At 40.1% G+C, this 15,251-nt stretch carries 13 protein-coding genes and 5 tRNA genes; 15 read left to right on the top strand and 3 right to left on the bottom strand.

The window, feature by feature from the left end:
* Positions 1-65 precede the first annotated feature (65 nt).
* On the top strand, positions 66-890 hold the full coding sequence (locus RZO55_RS15575) for a phosphorylase family protein (RefSeq protein ID WP_318065168.1): 825 nt from the start codon (positions 66-68) through the stop codon (positions 888-890).
* Positions 891-1,576: 686 nt separating this feature from the next.
* Here the strand turns inward: RZO55_RS15575 and RZO55_RS15570 are convergent.
* Positions 1,577-1,649, bottom strand: a tRNA-Asn gene (locus RZO55_RS15570).
* Positions 1,650-1,716: 67 nt separating this feature from the next.
* Positions 1,717-1,800: transfer RNA gene (locus RZO55_RS15565), tRNA-Leu, on the bottom strand.
* 158 nt (positions 1,801-1,958) lie between these two features.
* On the opposite strand from RZO55_RS15565, the gene RZO55_RS15560 reads away from it, so the two are divergent.
* From RZO55_RS15560 to RZO55_RS15495, 14 genes are all read left to right on the top strand, one after another.
* Positions 1,959-2,042, top strand: a tRNA-Leu gene (locus tag RZO55_RS15560).
* Positions 2,043-2,090: 48 nt separating this feature from the next.
* Positions 2,091-2,174: transfer RNA gene (locus RZO55_RS15555), tRNA-Leu, on the top strand.
* Positions 2,175-2,351: 177 nt separating this feature from the next.
* Positions 2,352-2,435 (top strand) — tRNA-Leu (locus tag RZO55_RS15550).
* Between the two features lie 139 nt (positions 2,436-2,574).
* The gene (locus RZO55_RS15545; RefSeq protein WP_318065167.1) at positions 2,575-3,096 is read left to right on the top strand and encodes a GNAT family N-acetyltransferase; all 522 of its coding nucleotides are present in this window, start codon (positions 2,575-2,577) and stop codon (positions 3,094-3,096) included.
* Positions 3,097-3,263: 167 nt separating this feature from the next.
* Complete coding sequence (locus tag RZO55_RS15540; RefSeq protein WP_318065166.1) at positions 3,264-4,325, top strand: hypothetical protein; 1,062 nt, start codon at positions 3,264-3,266, stop codon at positions 4,323-4,325.
* A 370-nt stretch (positions 4,326-4,695) separates the two neighbouring features.
* Entirely contained in the window at positions 4,696-5,151 is a 456-nt protein-coding gene (locus RZO55_RS15535; RefSeq protein WP_318065165.1) for an RNA polymerase sigma factor, read from the top strand.
* The gene (locus RZO55_RS15530; RefSeq protein ID WP_318065164.1) at positions 5,151-5,900 is read left to right on the top strand and encodes a hypothetical protein; all 750 of its coding nucleotides are present in this window, start codon (positions 5,151-5,153) and stop codon (positions 5,898-5,900) included. The genes RZO55_RS15535 and RZO55_RS15530 overlap by 1 nt, the downstream gene beginning before the upstream one ends.
* Positions 5,876-6,745 carry an ABC transporter ATP-binding protein gene (locus tag RZO55_RS15525; RefSeq protein ID WP_318065163.1) on the top strand — a complete coding sequence of 290 codons (870 nt, stop codon included), beginning with the start codon at positions 5,876-5,878 and terminating at the stop codon, positions 6,743-6,745. Before RZO55_RS15530 ends, RZO55_RS15525 begins: the two co-directional genes overlap by 25 nt.
* Positions 6,742-7,959, top strand: a complete 1,218-nt coding sequence (locus tag RZO55_RS15520; protein WP_318065162.1) for an ABC transporter permease — start codon at positions 6,742-6,744, stop codon at positions 7,957-7,959. Before RZO55_RS15525 ends, RZO55_RS15520 begins: the two co-directional genes overlap by 4 nt.
* Positions 7,960-8,133: 174 nt before the next feature.
* On the top strand, positions 8,134-8,322 hold the full coding sequence (locus RZO55_RS15515; RefSeq protein ID WP_318065161.1) for a helix-turn-helix domain-containing protein: 189 nt from the start codon (positions 8,134-8,136) through the stop codon (positions 8,320-8,322).
* Position 8,323: 1 nt separating this feature from the next.
* The gene (locus RZO55_RS15510; RefSeq protein ID WP_318065160.1) at positions 8,324-9,004 is read left to right on the top strand and encodes a response regulator transcription factor; all 681 of its coding nucleotides are present in this window, start codon (positions 8,324-8,326) and stop codon (positions 9,002-9,004) included.
* A complete protein-coding gene (locus tag RZO55_RS15505; protein ID WP_318065159.1) occupies positions 9,001-10,038 on the top strand; it encodes a sensor histidine kinase in 1,038 nt (345 codons plus the stop codon). Before RZO55_RS15510 ends, RZO55_RS15505 begins: the two co-directional genes overlap by 4 nt.
* Positions 10,039-10,165: 127 nt before the next feature.
* Positions 10,166-10,831, top strand: coding sequence for an ABC transporter ATP-binding protein (locus RZO55_RS15500; protein ID WP_318065158.1), 666 nt, complete (start codon positions 10,166-10,168; stop codon positions 10,829-10,831).
* A 12-nt stretch (positions 10,832-10,843) separates the two neighbouring features.
* A complete protein-coding gene (locus RZO55_RS15495) occupies positions 10,844-13,354 on the top strand; it encodes an ABC transporter permease (protein ID WP_318065157.1) in 2,511 nt (836 codons plus the stop codon).
* Positions 13,355-13,434: 80 nt separating this feature from the next.
* On the opposite strand, the gene RZO55_RS15490 is transcribed toward RZO55_RS15495, so the two are convergent.
* Positions 13,435-15,081 carry a sensor domain-containing diguanylate cyclase gene (locus RZO55_RS15490; RefSeq protein WP_318065156.1) on the bottom strand — a complete coding sequence of 549 codons (1,647 nt, stop codon included), beginning with the start codon at positions 15,079-15,081 and terminating at the stop codon, positions 13,435-13,437.
* Between the last annotated feature and the right edge of the window lie 170 nt (positions 15,082-15,251).

Below are 15,251 nucleotides of genomic sequence, written 5' to 3'. Positions count from 1 at the left end.
ACGGGGTTTTTTTAATGAATGAAATTCTATACTTATTGTGAAAAGTGAGGAAGGGGGAGATATTGTTGAATTATCAGGATTTATTAAAGAGTATGGAACGGTTTGGAGCAACGAAGCATGATATCTGTATTCATAGCATAGGTGTAGACCCGGACAAAATACAAAAGAATGTAGTGATTGCTCCTTGGTGGGAACCGTCAGCTTTTACGGATTTTGGAAATTTTGATTATTTAAGTAAGTCAGACTATTCTTCAATAAAAGTGTGGAATCTTACGGTTGATGGCTTGGAAATCAGTTATATAAAAACAGGAATTGGTGCACCTGTATTAATGGATGTTCTTCTGGCTCTGGGTGTCACACCGTGCAGGCAGATTCTTTTTATTGGATCTGTGGGGGCTCTGGATGATAAAATGGGCATCGGAGATATTGTGATACCGGAATATTCTGTTTGTGGTGATGGAGCGAGCCGCTACCTGGCCACTGAAAAACTTGCAGATGGTGATGTGTTTGGAGAGAAACAATATCCGGATAAAGCAATGTTTGAACACTTAAAAAAATCGGTCAGTCAAATATGTAAAAAGTACGATGTGAAATGGCATATTGGTAACAATTATAGCACGGATACGGTATTCGCACAGTTTGTACATATTGATGAAATTATTGGAATGGGCTGTAATGTTATTGAAATGGAGACTGCAGCTGCTTTTCGGGCAGCAGATTTAACTGGCATTCCAATGGCAGCTCTATTTAGTGTCTCTGATAATACGGTTGTCCATAAATCTCTGGTCAGTGGACGTACATCAGAAGAGATGCAGTATCGAAAAAAGGTGCGTAGTGAACTGTTTCCTGAAATCATAACAGCATTCTTTCATAATAAAGGCGAGCAGTAGGCTGTGATGAAAAAAGGCAATCTGCTTATTAGTATGCATGGAAAAAGGAGCGAATTTATTTCACTCCTTTCTTTTACGCCACGTATCGTATACGTAATTTTATTTTAGAATAAAGAGATATTGCTGGTTTACCAGGAGCAGGTAAACATATCAATCCGGTTTAAGGAGATGCCTGCGTATGACCAACCGAATCTTCTGTCCCAGCGGAAGCCTGAGACACTGTTACGCCATATCTGAATTGGAAAGAACCAGAATTCTTGTCCGTTGCTCATCCATATATAGGTAAAGCGTCCTATGCAATTTTGCATGGAACCGGGGCTTACCATCTTTGTAGCAGATCGTGTCTGAGTAGGTTTTGACGGTGCAGTCGATGGTGGAGGTCCCATAGGGACGGGGCCGCCTGGAGGGTTGCCGTAAGGTGGGAATGGGGGCATATTTTTATCCCTTTCATCTTTGTTAATATATTATATGAAAATGAAAGAATGCAGTTAACAAATCCCCAAAAATGATAAAAAGGGGCGGAAGCCTACAGGAGATTGAGACTTCCGCCCGGAAATGCGGGTGCCGGTAAACAGCACCTAAGTACCACCTTGACAGGTATGTACAGTAATATATATGTATGGTGATGTAAAATTATGTATTGATTTGAAAGCAATAAAAAATCACACATTCAGTGTGATTAAAAACTCCCCGAGTAGGACTTGAACCTACGACCCAACGGTTAACAGCCGTTTGCTCTACCAACTGAGCTATCGAGGAATATACGACCTATTATACTCTATAAGTTGAAAATGTCAAGTGAAAACTCTTGATTTTTAAGAGTAAATGCGGGAGATGGGACTTGAACCCACACGATCATACAACCACAAGATCCTTAGTCTTGCCTGTCTGCCAATTCCAGCACTCCCGCGCAACGAAAGTAATTTTACCATCTTTACCTATAATTGTCAATATTATTTAAAAAATATATACAAAAAAATAATATTCAAAATAATAGAAAATCTTGTTGACAGAAGTTGGCTTGTATACTATAATAGCTATTGTCGCTGAAAGAGATTACAGCGGAATGCAGAAGTGGCGGAATTGGCAGACGCGCACGGTTCAGGTCCGTGTGGTAGCAATACCTTGAGGGTTCAAGTCCCTTCTTCTGCACGAACCTTATTGAATGTCATGGCGGTAAGGTTTTGTATAAGATGACATGCGGGAGTGCTGGAATTGGCAGACAGGCAAGACTAAGGATCTTGTGGTTGTATGATCGTGTGGGTTCAAGTCCCATCTCCCGCATTGGGAAGCAGTTTTTCATTTGTGGAGAGCTGCTTTTTTTGTTCAGGCAATGACTGGTTTTGTTTGTAGGATTAGATCAAATTTAAATAAAATTAAATTAAAAAGTGCTTGATTATTTTGGAAAAGTATAGTATTATAATTTTACGAATTGATTCATCAATTTGAACAATTGAGAAAGCAGAAGTGGCGGAATTGGCAGACGCGCACGGTTCAGGTCCGTGTGGTAGCAATACCTTGAGGGTTCAAGTCCCTTCTTCTGCATTAGAAGGACATATTTTCCGCCAAGGGGGAGATATGCCTTTTTTTGTCGCGAAAAGCGTGGTAAAATGAAACTAAATTCCATTATCATAGAAAGATAAACAGATTTGCTGTGAAGTTATTTATATAGTATGGAGGAAATATGAAATTGAATTTAACATTTAGACAATGTATACCGGATGACATTCATACACTTTGTAACTTTTCGTATAAAACATATAATGAAACTTTTGCTCACATGAACACGCCATCAAATATGAAAGCCTATTTGGAACAGTCTTTTAATATAAGCAAACTATACGGAGAATTATCAAATAGCAATTCATTATTTTATTTTCTTTATGCCAACGGTGAATTGGCAGGTTACTTAAAGTTAAACGAGGCCCCATCACAAACTGACATAAACAATATGCAATCGCTAGAAATAGAGAGAATATATGTAGCAAAGGAATTTCAAGGCGAGGGATTGGGCAATGTTCTTATGAACAAGGCTATTGATATAGCGAACGCCAGAAAAAAATTATATGTATGGCTCGGAGTATGGGAAAGAAATGATAGAGCCATTTTGTTTTATAAAAAGAATGGTTTTTATGAAATTGGTACGCATTCTTTTTTCATGGGAGAAGAAGAGCAAACGGATTTTGTAATGCGTAAAAATTTATAACTTTTTTATATGCAGTATTTTTTCAAAAAAGACATATCTTTCGCCAAAGAAAGGTATGTCTTTTTTATGTGGGGAAATATGGTATAATTGATTTGAAATTCAATTACTCATAGAAAGATAAATGGAATTTAGATGTGTGGATTATTTATATTTTGGGAGGTTAAAGTATGATAAAAAAAGGAGTCCTGTTCCTGTTTGTTACATGCCTTTGCTTGTTATCTGCATGTGGTGTAGAAAGCAAGGTGTCCGGCAAAGTAATCGAAGCTAACATTGATGATACAATAGGCGTTGTTTCTTTTGTTGTTCAAACAGATGCTGATCAAGAGATTGGGATTCTTATGACCGATGAAACATATATATCTTCTTTTGCAGATGGCATAACAGCCGATGAATTTAAGACGGGCTCTTTTAGTAAGGTTATCGTATCGATAGAATATGAAAATTTACGCCACTCTATAACCACCAAAAACAATCAGGAGATTGCTGCATATAATGCTAAGCAAATTCAGATTACAGATTTTTTAACGGGTGAAACCATTTTATCAGATGGAACAAACATAGATATTTGGAACTCTTCCTATGGTTCTGCTTATACACTACAGAACGGAACAGAATTACTGCGAATTCATAATCCGTCCGGTCCTAATAATGTATACGTAGCTGGAATTGAGAGTTTCGATGATTTAGAGAAAAATGCTCAATCGAATGTATTGAAATTCTATGATAATCAAGGCTTGTTATATGATGTACAGGCTGATCTTGAAAAAGCATATGATGACTATCTTGAAAAAGAAGATAGTTCGGAATTCAATTCTTACATGATCAGTCAGGATATAGCACCTACAGCATCAAATGAAATGGTACTGTATTTTCTGACATCGGTACAGCTAACTAAAGATGATGATCACGGCTATGAGTATCGTACCGGAGCTGCTTTTGATCGGAAAACTGGGCAAGAAATTAATAACTGGAATTTGTTCTCCTGTTCACCGGAAGAAGCAAAACAGAAGATACTGGATATTGCGGGTGTGACTGATACAACCCTAAGAAAAGAAATGGAGATGGCATTTAAGCCAGAGTATATTATTTTGTTTCCCAGCAACCTAGAAGTTTGTTTTCAGCAAGGGACATTAACCAGCCAAGAGAATAGTTATATATTGGGATTGGATTATGATGATAAACTTTGTGAAATACTCAATCAGTGGGCTATTCCCAAAAGCAGCGAATAAGTCAGGTTGTGAAGAATCCGTTTATAGGTGAGATTATGAGCACGATGAGAAACAGAAAAATTCTAATCTGTTGGGGCTATGGGTAGTTTGGACGACAATGAGCTGCTGTCATTGTCCATGAAAAAAGATGAAATATTCAAGATATCGTTGATTTTTTAGGACTCAAAGTGCTGAATAAGAGTAACCCTCGCTAGCGGCTGTGTTCTTCGTAACTGAAAAGCACAGCCGCTTTTTATGTCTAAAACCAAAACAGAAGAATAGATGTGCCATGAAATTCAATCATGAAAATATGACAAATTATATAATATAATAATTTTATCCGCACATTTGCTGAACATGAACCGTTAATCATTTTGAAAGGAGGTTTTAAATGTCGATTGATATGCAGGAGCAATACGATAAAATTTATCGATATTGCTATTATAAGGTGAAAAATTCTGCTTTGGCAGAAGACCTCACTCAAGAAACCTTCCTCAAATATTTTGAACAAACTGCGTATATCGAGCGAGGTAAAATGCTTGCCTATCTTTATACCATAGCACGAAACCTTTGCATAGATGCGTTTCGTAAAGTTCAGCCTGAACTATTGACGCAAGACATACCTGACAAAGACTATTTTGAACAAATAGAACTTAATCTTACGATCCGCAAGGTCCTTAACTCTTTGCCTGAACAGAAACGGGAGTTGTTGCTCCTACGATATGTCAACGAACTTTCTGTGGTAGAGATTTCTTCTATTTTACAAATTTCCCGTTTTGCTGTTTACCGAAGAACAGGTTCTGCAATAACAGCCTTGAAAAAGTTATTGAGAGAGGAGGATATTTAATGAAAGGGAAACTCAAAAAAGAACTGAAATCAGCGTTTCAAGCGCCACCGCCAACAGGTAAGGAGCAATTTTTAAATCAACTGCGTTATCCGAAAATCTCTTATCGGGAATTCCTTTTGGCTCAGCTTAGCTATATCCGCAAACGTATATGGATTGCTTTTACTTTGATTATTTTGCTTGGCTTGCTAACTGCGCTGCGCTTACCCATGCCGCAATATTGGCGTACTGATGGATTAAATATCTGGGGCATTTCCGCAGCTCTTCCATTTCTGGCGATGATAACGATTACAGAAGTCTACCGCTCCGCCGCTTACAAAATGGTGGAGTTGGAGGGAGGATGCCGATTCAGTCTGCCTCAGATTGTGATGGCTCGGATTAGTATTCTCGGAGCAGTCAGTGCTGTTGTTTTGATACTGCTCCTTATTTTTATTAGCAGGATATCGGCTTACAGCCTGCTGCAGACCATTCTTTATGTGATAAGTCCCTATCTTGTTGTGTGTGCCGTTTGCTTGTGGTTGCTAAACCGAACACATGCTTCAGAGGGCATCTATGCTTGTGCCATCGCAGCGGGATTTGTCAGCGTTGTCAGTATTTTCTGTGAAAGCGTAGTAACTGTTCTTTATTCAGATGCATATCTAAACGGTTGGCTGACGCTTGTTGCCGGCTGCTTGGCGCTGATTGGATTTCAGATGCATAAATTAGTAAAACAACTGGAGGAAAAACAATGGAACTTGAGCTTAAGCGAGTAACAAAAGAATACGGGAGTAAAATTGCCTGCGACCGTATTTCATTTTCGTTTCAAAGAGGTGTTTACGGTCTTCTTGGAGCAAACGGAGCAGGAAAAACGACCTTGATGCGTATGATGTGCGGTGTATTGGCACCGACTTCCGGAACAATTCGGTTTAACAATATTGATGTCAGCCACGAAGATTATCGCGATGTTCTGGGATACTTACCGCAAGACTTCGGATACTATCCCGAATTTACCGCAATGGATTTTTTACTGTATATTGCAGCCTTAAAGGGTTTACCCAAGCCACAAGCTAAGGAAAAAATGTGGGATCTTTTGGAACAGGTATCTCTTGAAAAAGAAGCTAAGAAAAAAATTAAGACTTTTTCCGGGGGTATGAAACAGCGGCTGGGCATTGCCCAATCCATGCTGAACAACCCTCAAATATTGATTTTAGATGAGCCTACTGCCGGTCTTGACCCTAAGGAGAGGGTGCGTTTTCGCAATTTGATTTCACGACTTGGAACAGATCGTATTATACTGCTTTCTACACACATTGTTTCCGATGTTGAGCATATTGCAGGTACGATCCTTGTAATGAAAGACGGGACGCTCGTTCATCAGGGAACACGGGAGGAATTAATAAAAGCGATTGATGGTAAGGTATGGGAGTGTACTTTGCCTCAATCCGAAGCGGATAGTTTGTTTGAGAATTATTCGGTGATCAACCTGCGTCAGGAAAGCGAAGCGCGGACTTTTTTGCGCTTGATAGCGAATGAAAAACCATGTGCTTCGGCAATGAGCGTACAAGCAACATTAGAAGATTTATATTTATACTATTTTAGTGAGGTGAGTAAATCATGAAAGGATTTTGGAATTTAGTAGGCTTTGAATATAAAAAGATTTTGCTTAAGAGAAGTGTACAAGTTACCCTGTTACTTTCTGTCCTCATAACAGCTCTCAGCGTTCTTGCCACGCTGCTGGGGGACTATTATGTGGATGGCAAACCCTACGAATCCAATTATGAAGGAATGGTCAAGGACAGAACATATGCCCGTAAACTTTCAAAACGCCCGCTGGATACAGAGTTGATTATGGAAACTGTAAATGCATATGCAGAAATTCCGGAATCAGATGTCTATCAGTCCACGCAGGAATTCCAGACCATCGCAAGACCATACAGTCAAATTTACGGTACAATCCGCAGTGTTTTCAATACAGCTTCCAAACGTTTTAATATGGAGGATTTTCAAGTGCTGACCGAAGCACAGGCGGATGGCTATTACAGCACCCGGCACGAAAAGATGTCGGAGCATATTCTGCAAACACACATGAGCGAAAATGCTAAAAAACGTGTAATAGAAATGGATGAGCAGATAAAAACACCGCTTACATTTTCTTATGTGGACGGATATACCCGTTTTTTTGTTATGATTAATTCGCTGGGGCTTTTCTCTGCCTTTGCTATTGCCATTTGCGTGGCACCACTGTTTTCCGGAGAATACACTTCCGGCGCGGATCAGCTCATTTTATCCGCGAAGTACGGAAAAAATAGGTTGATTGTGGCAAAGATATTCACCGGCTTTTCACTGTCAGCTATTTGGGGGCTGATTCAGATCACGCTCGCTTTTTGTCTGTCATTGGCTGTATTTGGTTCTGACGGTGGTAATGCTCCCTTACAACTGTATGCGATTCTGTCTCCATATTCTCTGACAATGTCACAGACGGCAATTTTGCTTATGGTCGTCAGCTTATGTGCTTACCTGATGACTTCGGCGATTACCATGCTGCTTTCCGCAAAGCTGGGATCACCCTTTGGTGTAATTATACTGGTAAGTGTATTGCTGATTGCTCCTATGCTGGGAAGCGTTTCTGAAAAGAACATACTGCTTTATAATTTATATCATCTATTCCCAACACAAATGACCTCTCTTACATCGGTGGTCGATGTGATTCAATATGAAATTGGAAGTTTGGTTCTTCCCCCTTATATGGCTCTTTCTTTATTTGGAATTGCAGTCAGTATACTGTTGACCCCTTTGGCGTATCGAACCTTTAAAAAACATCAAATTGCTTAGACTACCCTGCAGGGCAATTTTGAAGCGGTTGTGTTCTTCGTAACCGAAAGACACAACCGCTTTTTTGCGCCTGAAACCAAAACGGAAGAATAGATGCGCCATGAAAAGCGAACTGTTGATTTTATTCGCTAATGCGTATATACTGTAAGCATTATATATGGTGGAGGAATACGAATGTTTGATTATATATCTGTGAAACAGGCTTCTGACAAATGGGGAATCTCCAAGCGGAGAATACAAAAGCTCTGTGAAGAAAATAGAATTAACGGAGTGGTTCGCTTCGGTCGTGTATGGGCGATTCCCAAGGATGCACCAAAACCTGCAGACAGCAGGCTGAAAGAAAACAGGAAAAAGGGGCGATAAAATGAGACAAATTCTAGTAGTGGAAGATGATGTTATGCTGAATTCCGGTTTGTGCTATAACCTTGAACTGGATGAATATAAAGCTGTTCCTGCCCATGATGTGGCAGCAGCTCTGGAAAAGATAAAGAATGAAACCTTTGACTTAATGATTCTGGATGTAAATCTGCCGGATGGAGATGGCTTTGAACTGTGCAAGAAAATTAGAGCTGCACGGGATATTCCGGTTATATTTCTGACTGCCCGAGATTTGGAAGCTGATGTGATGAAAGGCTTTGATTTAGGCGCGGATGATTATATTACAAAGCCGTTCAATATCAATATTTTCAGAAAAAAAGTAGCCGCTGTTTTGAAGCGGTCAGGAGAACCGTCAAGTCAAAAATTTTATCTATGCGGTGATCTTGTGATAGACTTCAACAAGATGACAGCGACCATAAAGGATGAGCCAGTTGTTTTTACGCCCACGGAGTATAAAGTTCTGAAAATTTTTACAAGTAATCCCGGTGTACTACTTACCCGGCAGTTGCTGTTGGAAAAGCTGTACGATGTAGATGCGAATTTTGTGGATGAACACGCTTTGACCGTCAATATCAATCGTTTAAGAAACAAGATAGAAACCGGAAACAGAAAATTTATTAAGACTGTTTATGGTATGGGCTATCTGTGGGCAGGTGATAAGGAATGAAAAAAAATTTATCTACAAGTGGAATCTATATCGGAGTCGGTACTGCTTTTCTTGTCCTTATGGTATGCTTTCATATCATTTTGTTTCACAATACCGAAAACCGGACAATCCTTGGATCGTCTATCATTTTCTCCCTGTTGGTTCTGCTGCTGGGAATTACTTTGATCAGACTGATAAAAGGAAAATTGACAGCTTTTTCTGATTCTTTGAATGCCTGTATTGATGACATTGTAAGCGGAAAAGAGGATTTGACCTTTGAGTTAGAATCGGAAACACTGATTGGCAAATTCAATTATAAGCTTCAACGCCTGTACGAAATCATGCAAAATGGAAAAAGACAGGTTCAGAAAGAAAAGCAATCCATACAGGAAACAATTTCTGACATCTCCCATCAAGTAAAAACTCCGGTGACAAATCTAAAAATGTATAACGCTACCCTGCTGGAGCGACAGCTTACCCCGGAGAAAGAACAAGAGTTTCATGAACTGATGGAAACACAAATAGATAAGTTGGATTTTTTGATGCAGGCAATGGTGAAGATGTCCCGGCTGGAAACAGGTGTTATCACCCTTTCCGTTTCCTCCACACCGATTTACGATACGGTAGGGCTTGCACTCTCTGGAATTGAACGGACTGCGGAACAGAAAAGGCTTGAAGTAATCGTAGACTGTGACCCTGCCATTGCCGTACCCCATGATAAAAAGTGGACTGCGGAAGCCTTGTTTAACATTTTGGACAATGCTGTCAAATATACGCCGTCGGGCGGCAAAATATCCGTGACGGTGGATCAGTGGGAAATGGTAACCAAAATCGACATTACCGACACAGGCAGGGGCATCCCCGAACAGCACTACGCACAGATATTCAAACGATTCTATCGGGAAGATGAGGTGCATGAATTCAGCGGCATCGGCGTTGGCCTTTATCTGTGCCGTGAAATTATCTCCAAACAGGGAGGCTACATTCAGGTAAAATCCGAAATCGGCAAAGGCTCCACTTTTTCGGTATTCCTTCAAAACGAAAGGCAGCTTTGAGAGCTGTCTTTTTTCTATGCAGAATCAAATGTCTCAGAACTGTGACATTTGATTTTGTAATTGAGACTTTTTGGTTACATTTGCCTAGTACAATAAAGAAGATAAAGTGAAAACAGGAGGGTTTACGGTGAGCATATTAAAAACAAATGAACTGAAAAAGCAATATGGAACCGATACAAATATTGTAAAAGCGCTGGATGGCGTTACCCTGAACGTAGAGCCTGGAGAATTTGTAGCAATTGTCGGCACATCCGGCAGCGGAAAATCCACTCTGCTGCATATGCTCGGTGGACTGGATACCCCTACATCCGGCAGCGTGGAAGTGGGGGGAAAAGAACTATCCAAAATGAATGATGATCAGCTGACTATTTTCCGGCGCAGAAATATTGGCTTCATCTTTCAGAACTACAATCTTGTACCGATTCTGAGTGTTTACGAAAATATTGTCTTGCCCATTGAACTTGATGGGGAGAAGCCGGACAAAGACTTCATTGATAAAATTGTAAAGATGCTTGGGTTGACAGAAAAGCTAAACAATTTGCCGAACAACCTGTCCGGCGGTCAACAACAGCGTGTGGCAATTGCAAGAGCATTGGCAACAAAACCAGCCATCATTCTTGCTGATGAACCTACCGGAAATCTGGACAGCAAGACCAGTCAGGAAGTGCTGGGGCTTTTGAAAATAACAAGTCAGCAATTCCACCAGACTATCGTCATGATTACCCATAACTACGAAATCGCCCAGCTTGCTGATCGTATTGTGCGGATTGAAGATGGACGGATTGTGGCGTAAGGGGGCAAAACATTGTTTGAGAATAATAACAAAAAAGTCGTAAAGAAACTTGCTATAAAAAATATGAAAGCCAATCGAAATCGTAGCCTGATTATGGTTACTGCAATCTTCTTAACAACGGTTTTGATTTCGTTTGTCTTAACGGCCGGATTCAGCTTCTTTACAACCATGTATGAAGCTTCCGAAGCTGCGCCGGGTCCGGGAGCAGACGGTGCATTGACTGGCAGCAAAGCGGCCTACGAAAAGGTTGTGCTTCAGGAACAGGTCGAATGGGCTGACTTTGTAAGAAAATGCAGCACGTCATCCTTACACAATGATGAGTTTGCCGGTGTTCAGACAGAGCTGTTTGCACCAGATAAGAGTTTCTATACTCACAACTATATCATCTTGGCTAAAGGCGAATTACCGAAAGAAAACACACAAATTCTAATTTCGGACACGCTTGCACAAAAGCTGGGATTACAAGAGTTGGGTGCAGAGATTCCCTTGCAAGTAGTCGTATTGCAGGATGGAAAAGAGCTTGAAACCAAAATCCCGATGGAAGTCTGCGGAATCTATAAAAACCCATTAGCAAATATCAGCAATTACTATGAAGAGATTTATACGGCTCAAGGATTCATTGACGCTTATAATCCCGAATTGTCAAAAAATCAGAACCTGATTTATGTTAAACTCAACAACCTGAATCCTTTTTTGCTAAAAAGTGATGTGTTCAACAAATTGTCTGATCTGACTAAAGCAGTCAATGCAGATTCTGCTCAAACGAGACATTATATGGAATTTGCTTATTCGTTTGTGATTGCTCTACCTTTACTTTTCTTTGTAATGCTGATTATGCTGAGCGGATATTTCCTAATCCATAATGTTTTTTCCATCTCTTTGGCGTCGGATATCCGATGGTTTGGAATGATGAAAACGATTGGTACTACAAAGAAACAGCTCCGATCCATGTACATGAAACAAATACGCTTTTTAGCTTGTGCAGGTATTTTTTTAGGAATTCTTTCCGGATATGGCGCAGGCCTGCTATTGGCCCCGGAAGTCATCCGAATGACAGATTACTATCTTTACTACAAGGCACCAAACTTGTGGCTGATACTGTGTTTCACAGTCTTGTTTTCATGGCTTACGGTCTGGATCAGCTGCTCCAGAACACTTCAAAAAGCAGCCTCCTATTCACCCATTGAAGCAGCTCGTTTTATCCCACGCCATAAAAATAAAGTATTTACTGTTATTTCATTTGCGTTGAGCGGGATTGTTTTTTTAACTGTTTGTAACGTGGCTTTCGGGTATCAGGTTGAAAAGATGGTTGACCGCCATAATCAAGACGAGGCTCGAATTATTCATATCGCCAGTTTCTGGGATTTAAATGAGCCTTATAAACCCATTTCAAAGGAACTGCCTTCTTCTATAGAAAAACTGCCTTTCGTAGAACGTGTTGATGTAATATACCGTGCAAAAACCATGCCTGATTTGATCGAATCTGTTTCACAAAAAATGTATGAGAGTTTTTTAGCGGAGGTTAAACTTGAGGGAAAGCTGAAAGAAGAAATTGAGGCAATTGCACAGTTGCAAGGAAGTCGTAACTTTGTTCAGTTATTATCCAACGGTAACGCAAAGCTATTAATCTGCGGTTTACCTGCACAAAGGTTGGAACAGGAAGCTGCCTATATAAAAGTTCTGGAGGGGCAGTTAGATACGGAAAAGTTCAAATCGGGCGGCTACATTTTATATCAGGATGTTGATTATTTAAATGTTACCGATCAGCAAATTGAGCAAAGCCAGAAGATTCATGCAGGCGATGTCTTGGATTTGTCTTTCTACGATGATATAACCGGAGCGTATCAAGCAAAGCAGTTAACGGTGATGGCGGTTGTAAGAAAAATGGATAACTATGGTACGGGCAACATCTACTATAGCAATATTATAATGCCAGACACGCTTTTTCAATCCATATACCCAGATTACGGTGAGCGTATATCAAGCATACAGATTGTTTCAAATAACTGCCTTAACGAACAACAGATAGAGGACATCACAGACTTGATGAAGAAAGAGCATAATATACAGTTGCGTATTGATTCCCGATATGAAGACATGGACTATTATACTCATCGCAAAGCAGCCATTACAATTTTAGGATTTTTCTTGGCGTTGGTGCTGGGGATTATCGGAGTATCGAATATGGTGAATACTCTGATCACCGATACGCTTGCACAGAAAAAAACAATCCTCATTTTTCAGGCGGTCGGCATGACGAAAAAGCAACTATGGAGGTCCCTTTTCAAAAATAATTTAAGGCTATGCCTTATATCAGCAGGGATTATGTTGGTGGCGGGAAGCTATCTTACAGTGACGGTGGCATCATCTTCTATGTTTACAGGGTTCAATCCAACCCTGTTTGGGATGAATTTTTTGCTCCTACTTATCTTTATGGCAGCGTTGTGTGCGACTATTTCCTTCTTTATGACCCGACAACTAAATAAGAAATCCGTTGTGGAACGGCTAAGATCATTTGAATAAGGCGTTTTTTACATGATTAAAAAAGAGGTATCTGCCCGATGAATCCAAAGGAAACATACGGAGAGATACCTCTCTTTTATTTATTCACAATCAGACATGGTCATACCTGATTCATAAACGGAATACTGGTTTCTTCCATGCTTTTTTGCATGATAAAGTGCAATATCTGCCTTTTTATATAAATCTTCAAAGATAACACCATCCTCCGGATAAGCGGCTGTTCCCAGACTTCCGGATATATGTACCTCAGGTTCCAAAGCACTTCCGATCAGACTGCACAAATTCTCTAAACGGGAATATAAATCCATACTGTAAGACACATCTTTAAGAAGTATGATGAATTCGTCGCCGCCTAAACGGCCGAAGACATCATCTCTTCTGAGGGCGGATTTCAATCTGGATGCAGCTCTGTGAAGCGCCTTATCTCCAAACTGATGCCCATAGTTGTCATTGAGCTGCTTAAACTGGTCGATATCCAGCATAATCAGGATATGATGGCCTTTGCTGCTATTAAGGATATGACGGATCGCCCGGATTGCAGCAGCCCGGTTTAAGAGTCCTGTCAGACAGTCCTGTTGTGACAGCTCATGCAAGGTCAGAGCCTCCCGTTTTGAAGCATCAATATCTTTAATCAGAATAAATGCTTTAATGGTATCTGTATACGGGTCGGTAACTATTTGTACCATGCCCAGAGTCCAGCAGATGCTGCCATCCTCCCTTAACCGGCGGTGTTCCAGGTGGAGAGAACGGTTCCCCTGGTAGTACTGGCAAAGTAAGTGTTCCTTATTAAAGAAGTTTATGTAAGATTCTTTATCCTCTTCGTAAATTTCGTGTTCCGCGATATAATTCATAATATCCGAAAATGATTTTCTTGCATCTTCCGGGATATTGCGAGTCATTTCTCCGATTATTTCCTCAAACAGATCCGACTTTGTATTATATTCATAATATCCGATACAGTCTTTCTTTTGTTCCCGCATATACTCTGCCCAGCGCTGATATGCCAGCTCTTTTTCATATTGATCTGTAATATCCTGATAGGAAATAATACCTCGAAGCGGCTTTTTTTCTTCCGTGTATACCAGTGAGTAATGCTTTGAAAACCAGTGGTATTTTCCTAAACCTGTTTTAAGTCTGACTACACATTCCCCTTCTGGAGAACCCCGTTCCATATCCTCGTAAAATTCCAGAAAATCCATGATACTTTCCTTATGTACAATGCCGTTCTCTATTAAAAATTCCGGAGAAAGAGGCACGGAAAGAGGAGCTTGGAAGCATCTGGTAAATTCTGCGGAAGGAGAAAGGGTTCTGTTTGGTATATCATAGATGCATACCATACAGCCGGAGTGCCGGCTTGCAAGGCGGTATTGCTCTTCCTGAACCTGAAGGCTTTCTAAGCTTCGTTTCAGGCAGCTGATATCCGATACAGAACAATAGAATAGCTCTTCTTCTTGTATAAAATGAAAATCGATGGAGAACCAGCAGCGGTTATCCATTGTTTTAGCTCTGAATTCCAGCCTGAAGATACTGGATTCAAGCTCCATATGATTGTGAATTTTATCTGTAATTTTGCTGAACTCCGATTCACAGATCATATCTTCAAGACAGGAAGGAGACTGGAACCAGTTTTTTATTGCTGTATTAGAATAAATAACTGGAAAGCCTTCTTCCGCCTTCAGCTTTAGAATGCCGCATGGTATGCGGTCTAAAAAAACATCTCCGTCCATTGTTCGCTTTCTCCCATAAGTGCGTTAGAAATAGAAATATCTATTATTATAAGCATATGAGGCAAGCATTGAAAAAATTACTTATTTAATAAAAATAATATAAAAAATGTAAAACATGTAATTCGTATAGGGAAAAAGGGTTGATTTCAAGCGGAACATATGCTGTCAGC

Origin of the sequence: Clostridium boliviensis, assembly GCF_033342255.1 — a bacterium.
GTDB classification, from domain to species: Bacteria; Bacillota; Clostridia; order Lachnospirales; family Lachnospiraceae; genus Lacrimispora; species Lacrimispora boliviensis.
Note: the sequence above shows the minus strand (reverse complement) of the source record. Positions and strands in the feature narration are given on the sequence as shown.

Bases quoted from the DNA above. Each gene is read 5' to 3' on its own strand.
- RZO55_RS15545 (WP_318065167.1), top strand. From the start codon at position 2,575: ATGAAATTGAATTTAACATTTAGACAATGTATACCGGATGACATTCAT.
- RZO55_RS15540 (WP_318065166.1), top strand. From the start codon at position 3,264: ATGATAAAAAAAGGAGTCCTGTTCCTGTTTGTTACATGCCTTTGCTTG.
- RZO55_RS15535 (WP_318065165.1), top strand. From the start codon at position 4,696: ATGTCGATTGATATGCAGGAGCAATACGATAAAATTTATCGATATTGC.
- RZO55_RS15530 (WP_318065164.1), top strand. From the start codon at position 5,151: ATGAAAGGGAAACTCAAAAAAGAACTGAAATCAGCGTTTCAAGCGCCA.
- RZO55_RS15525 (WP_318065163.1), top strand. From the start codon at position 5,876: ATGGAACTTGAGCTTAAGCGAGTAACAAAAGAATACGGGAGTAAAATT.
- RZO55_RS15520 (WP_318065162.1), top strand. From the start codon at position 6,742: ATGAAAGGATTTTGGAATTTAGTAGGCTTTGAATATAAAAAGATTTTG.
- RZO55_RS15515 (WP_318065161.1), top strand. From the start codon at position 8,134: ATGTTTGATTATATATCTGTGAAACAGGCTTCTGACAAATGGGGAATC.
- RZO55_RS15510 (WP_318065160.1), top strand. From the start codon at position 8,324: ATGAGACAAATTCTAGTAGTGGAAGATGATGTTATGCTGAATTCCGGT.
- RZO55_RS15505 (WP_318065159.1), top strand. From the start codon at position 9,001: ATGAAAAAAAATTTATCTACAAGTGGAATCTATATCGGAGTCGGTACT.
- RZO55_RS15490 (WP_318065156.1), bottom strand. From the start codon at position 15,081: ATGGACGGAGATGTTTTTTTAGACCGCATACCATGCGGCATTCTAAAG.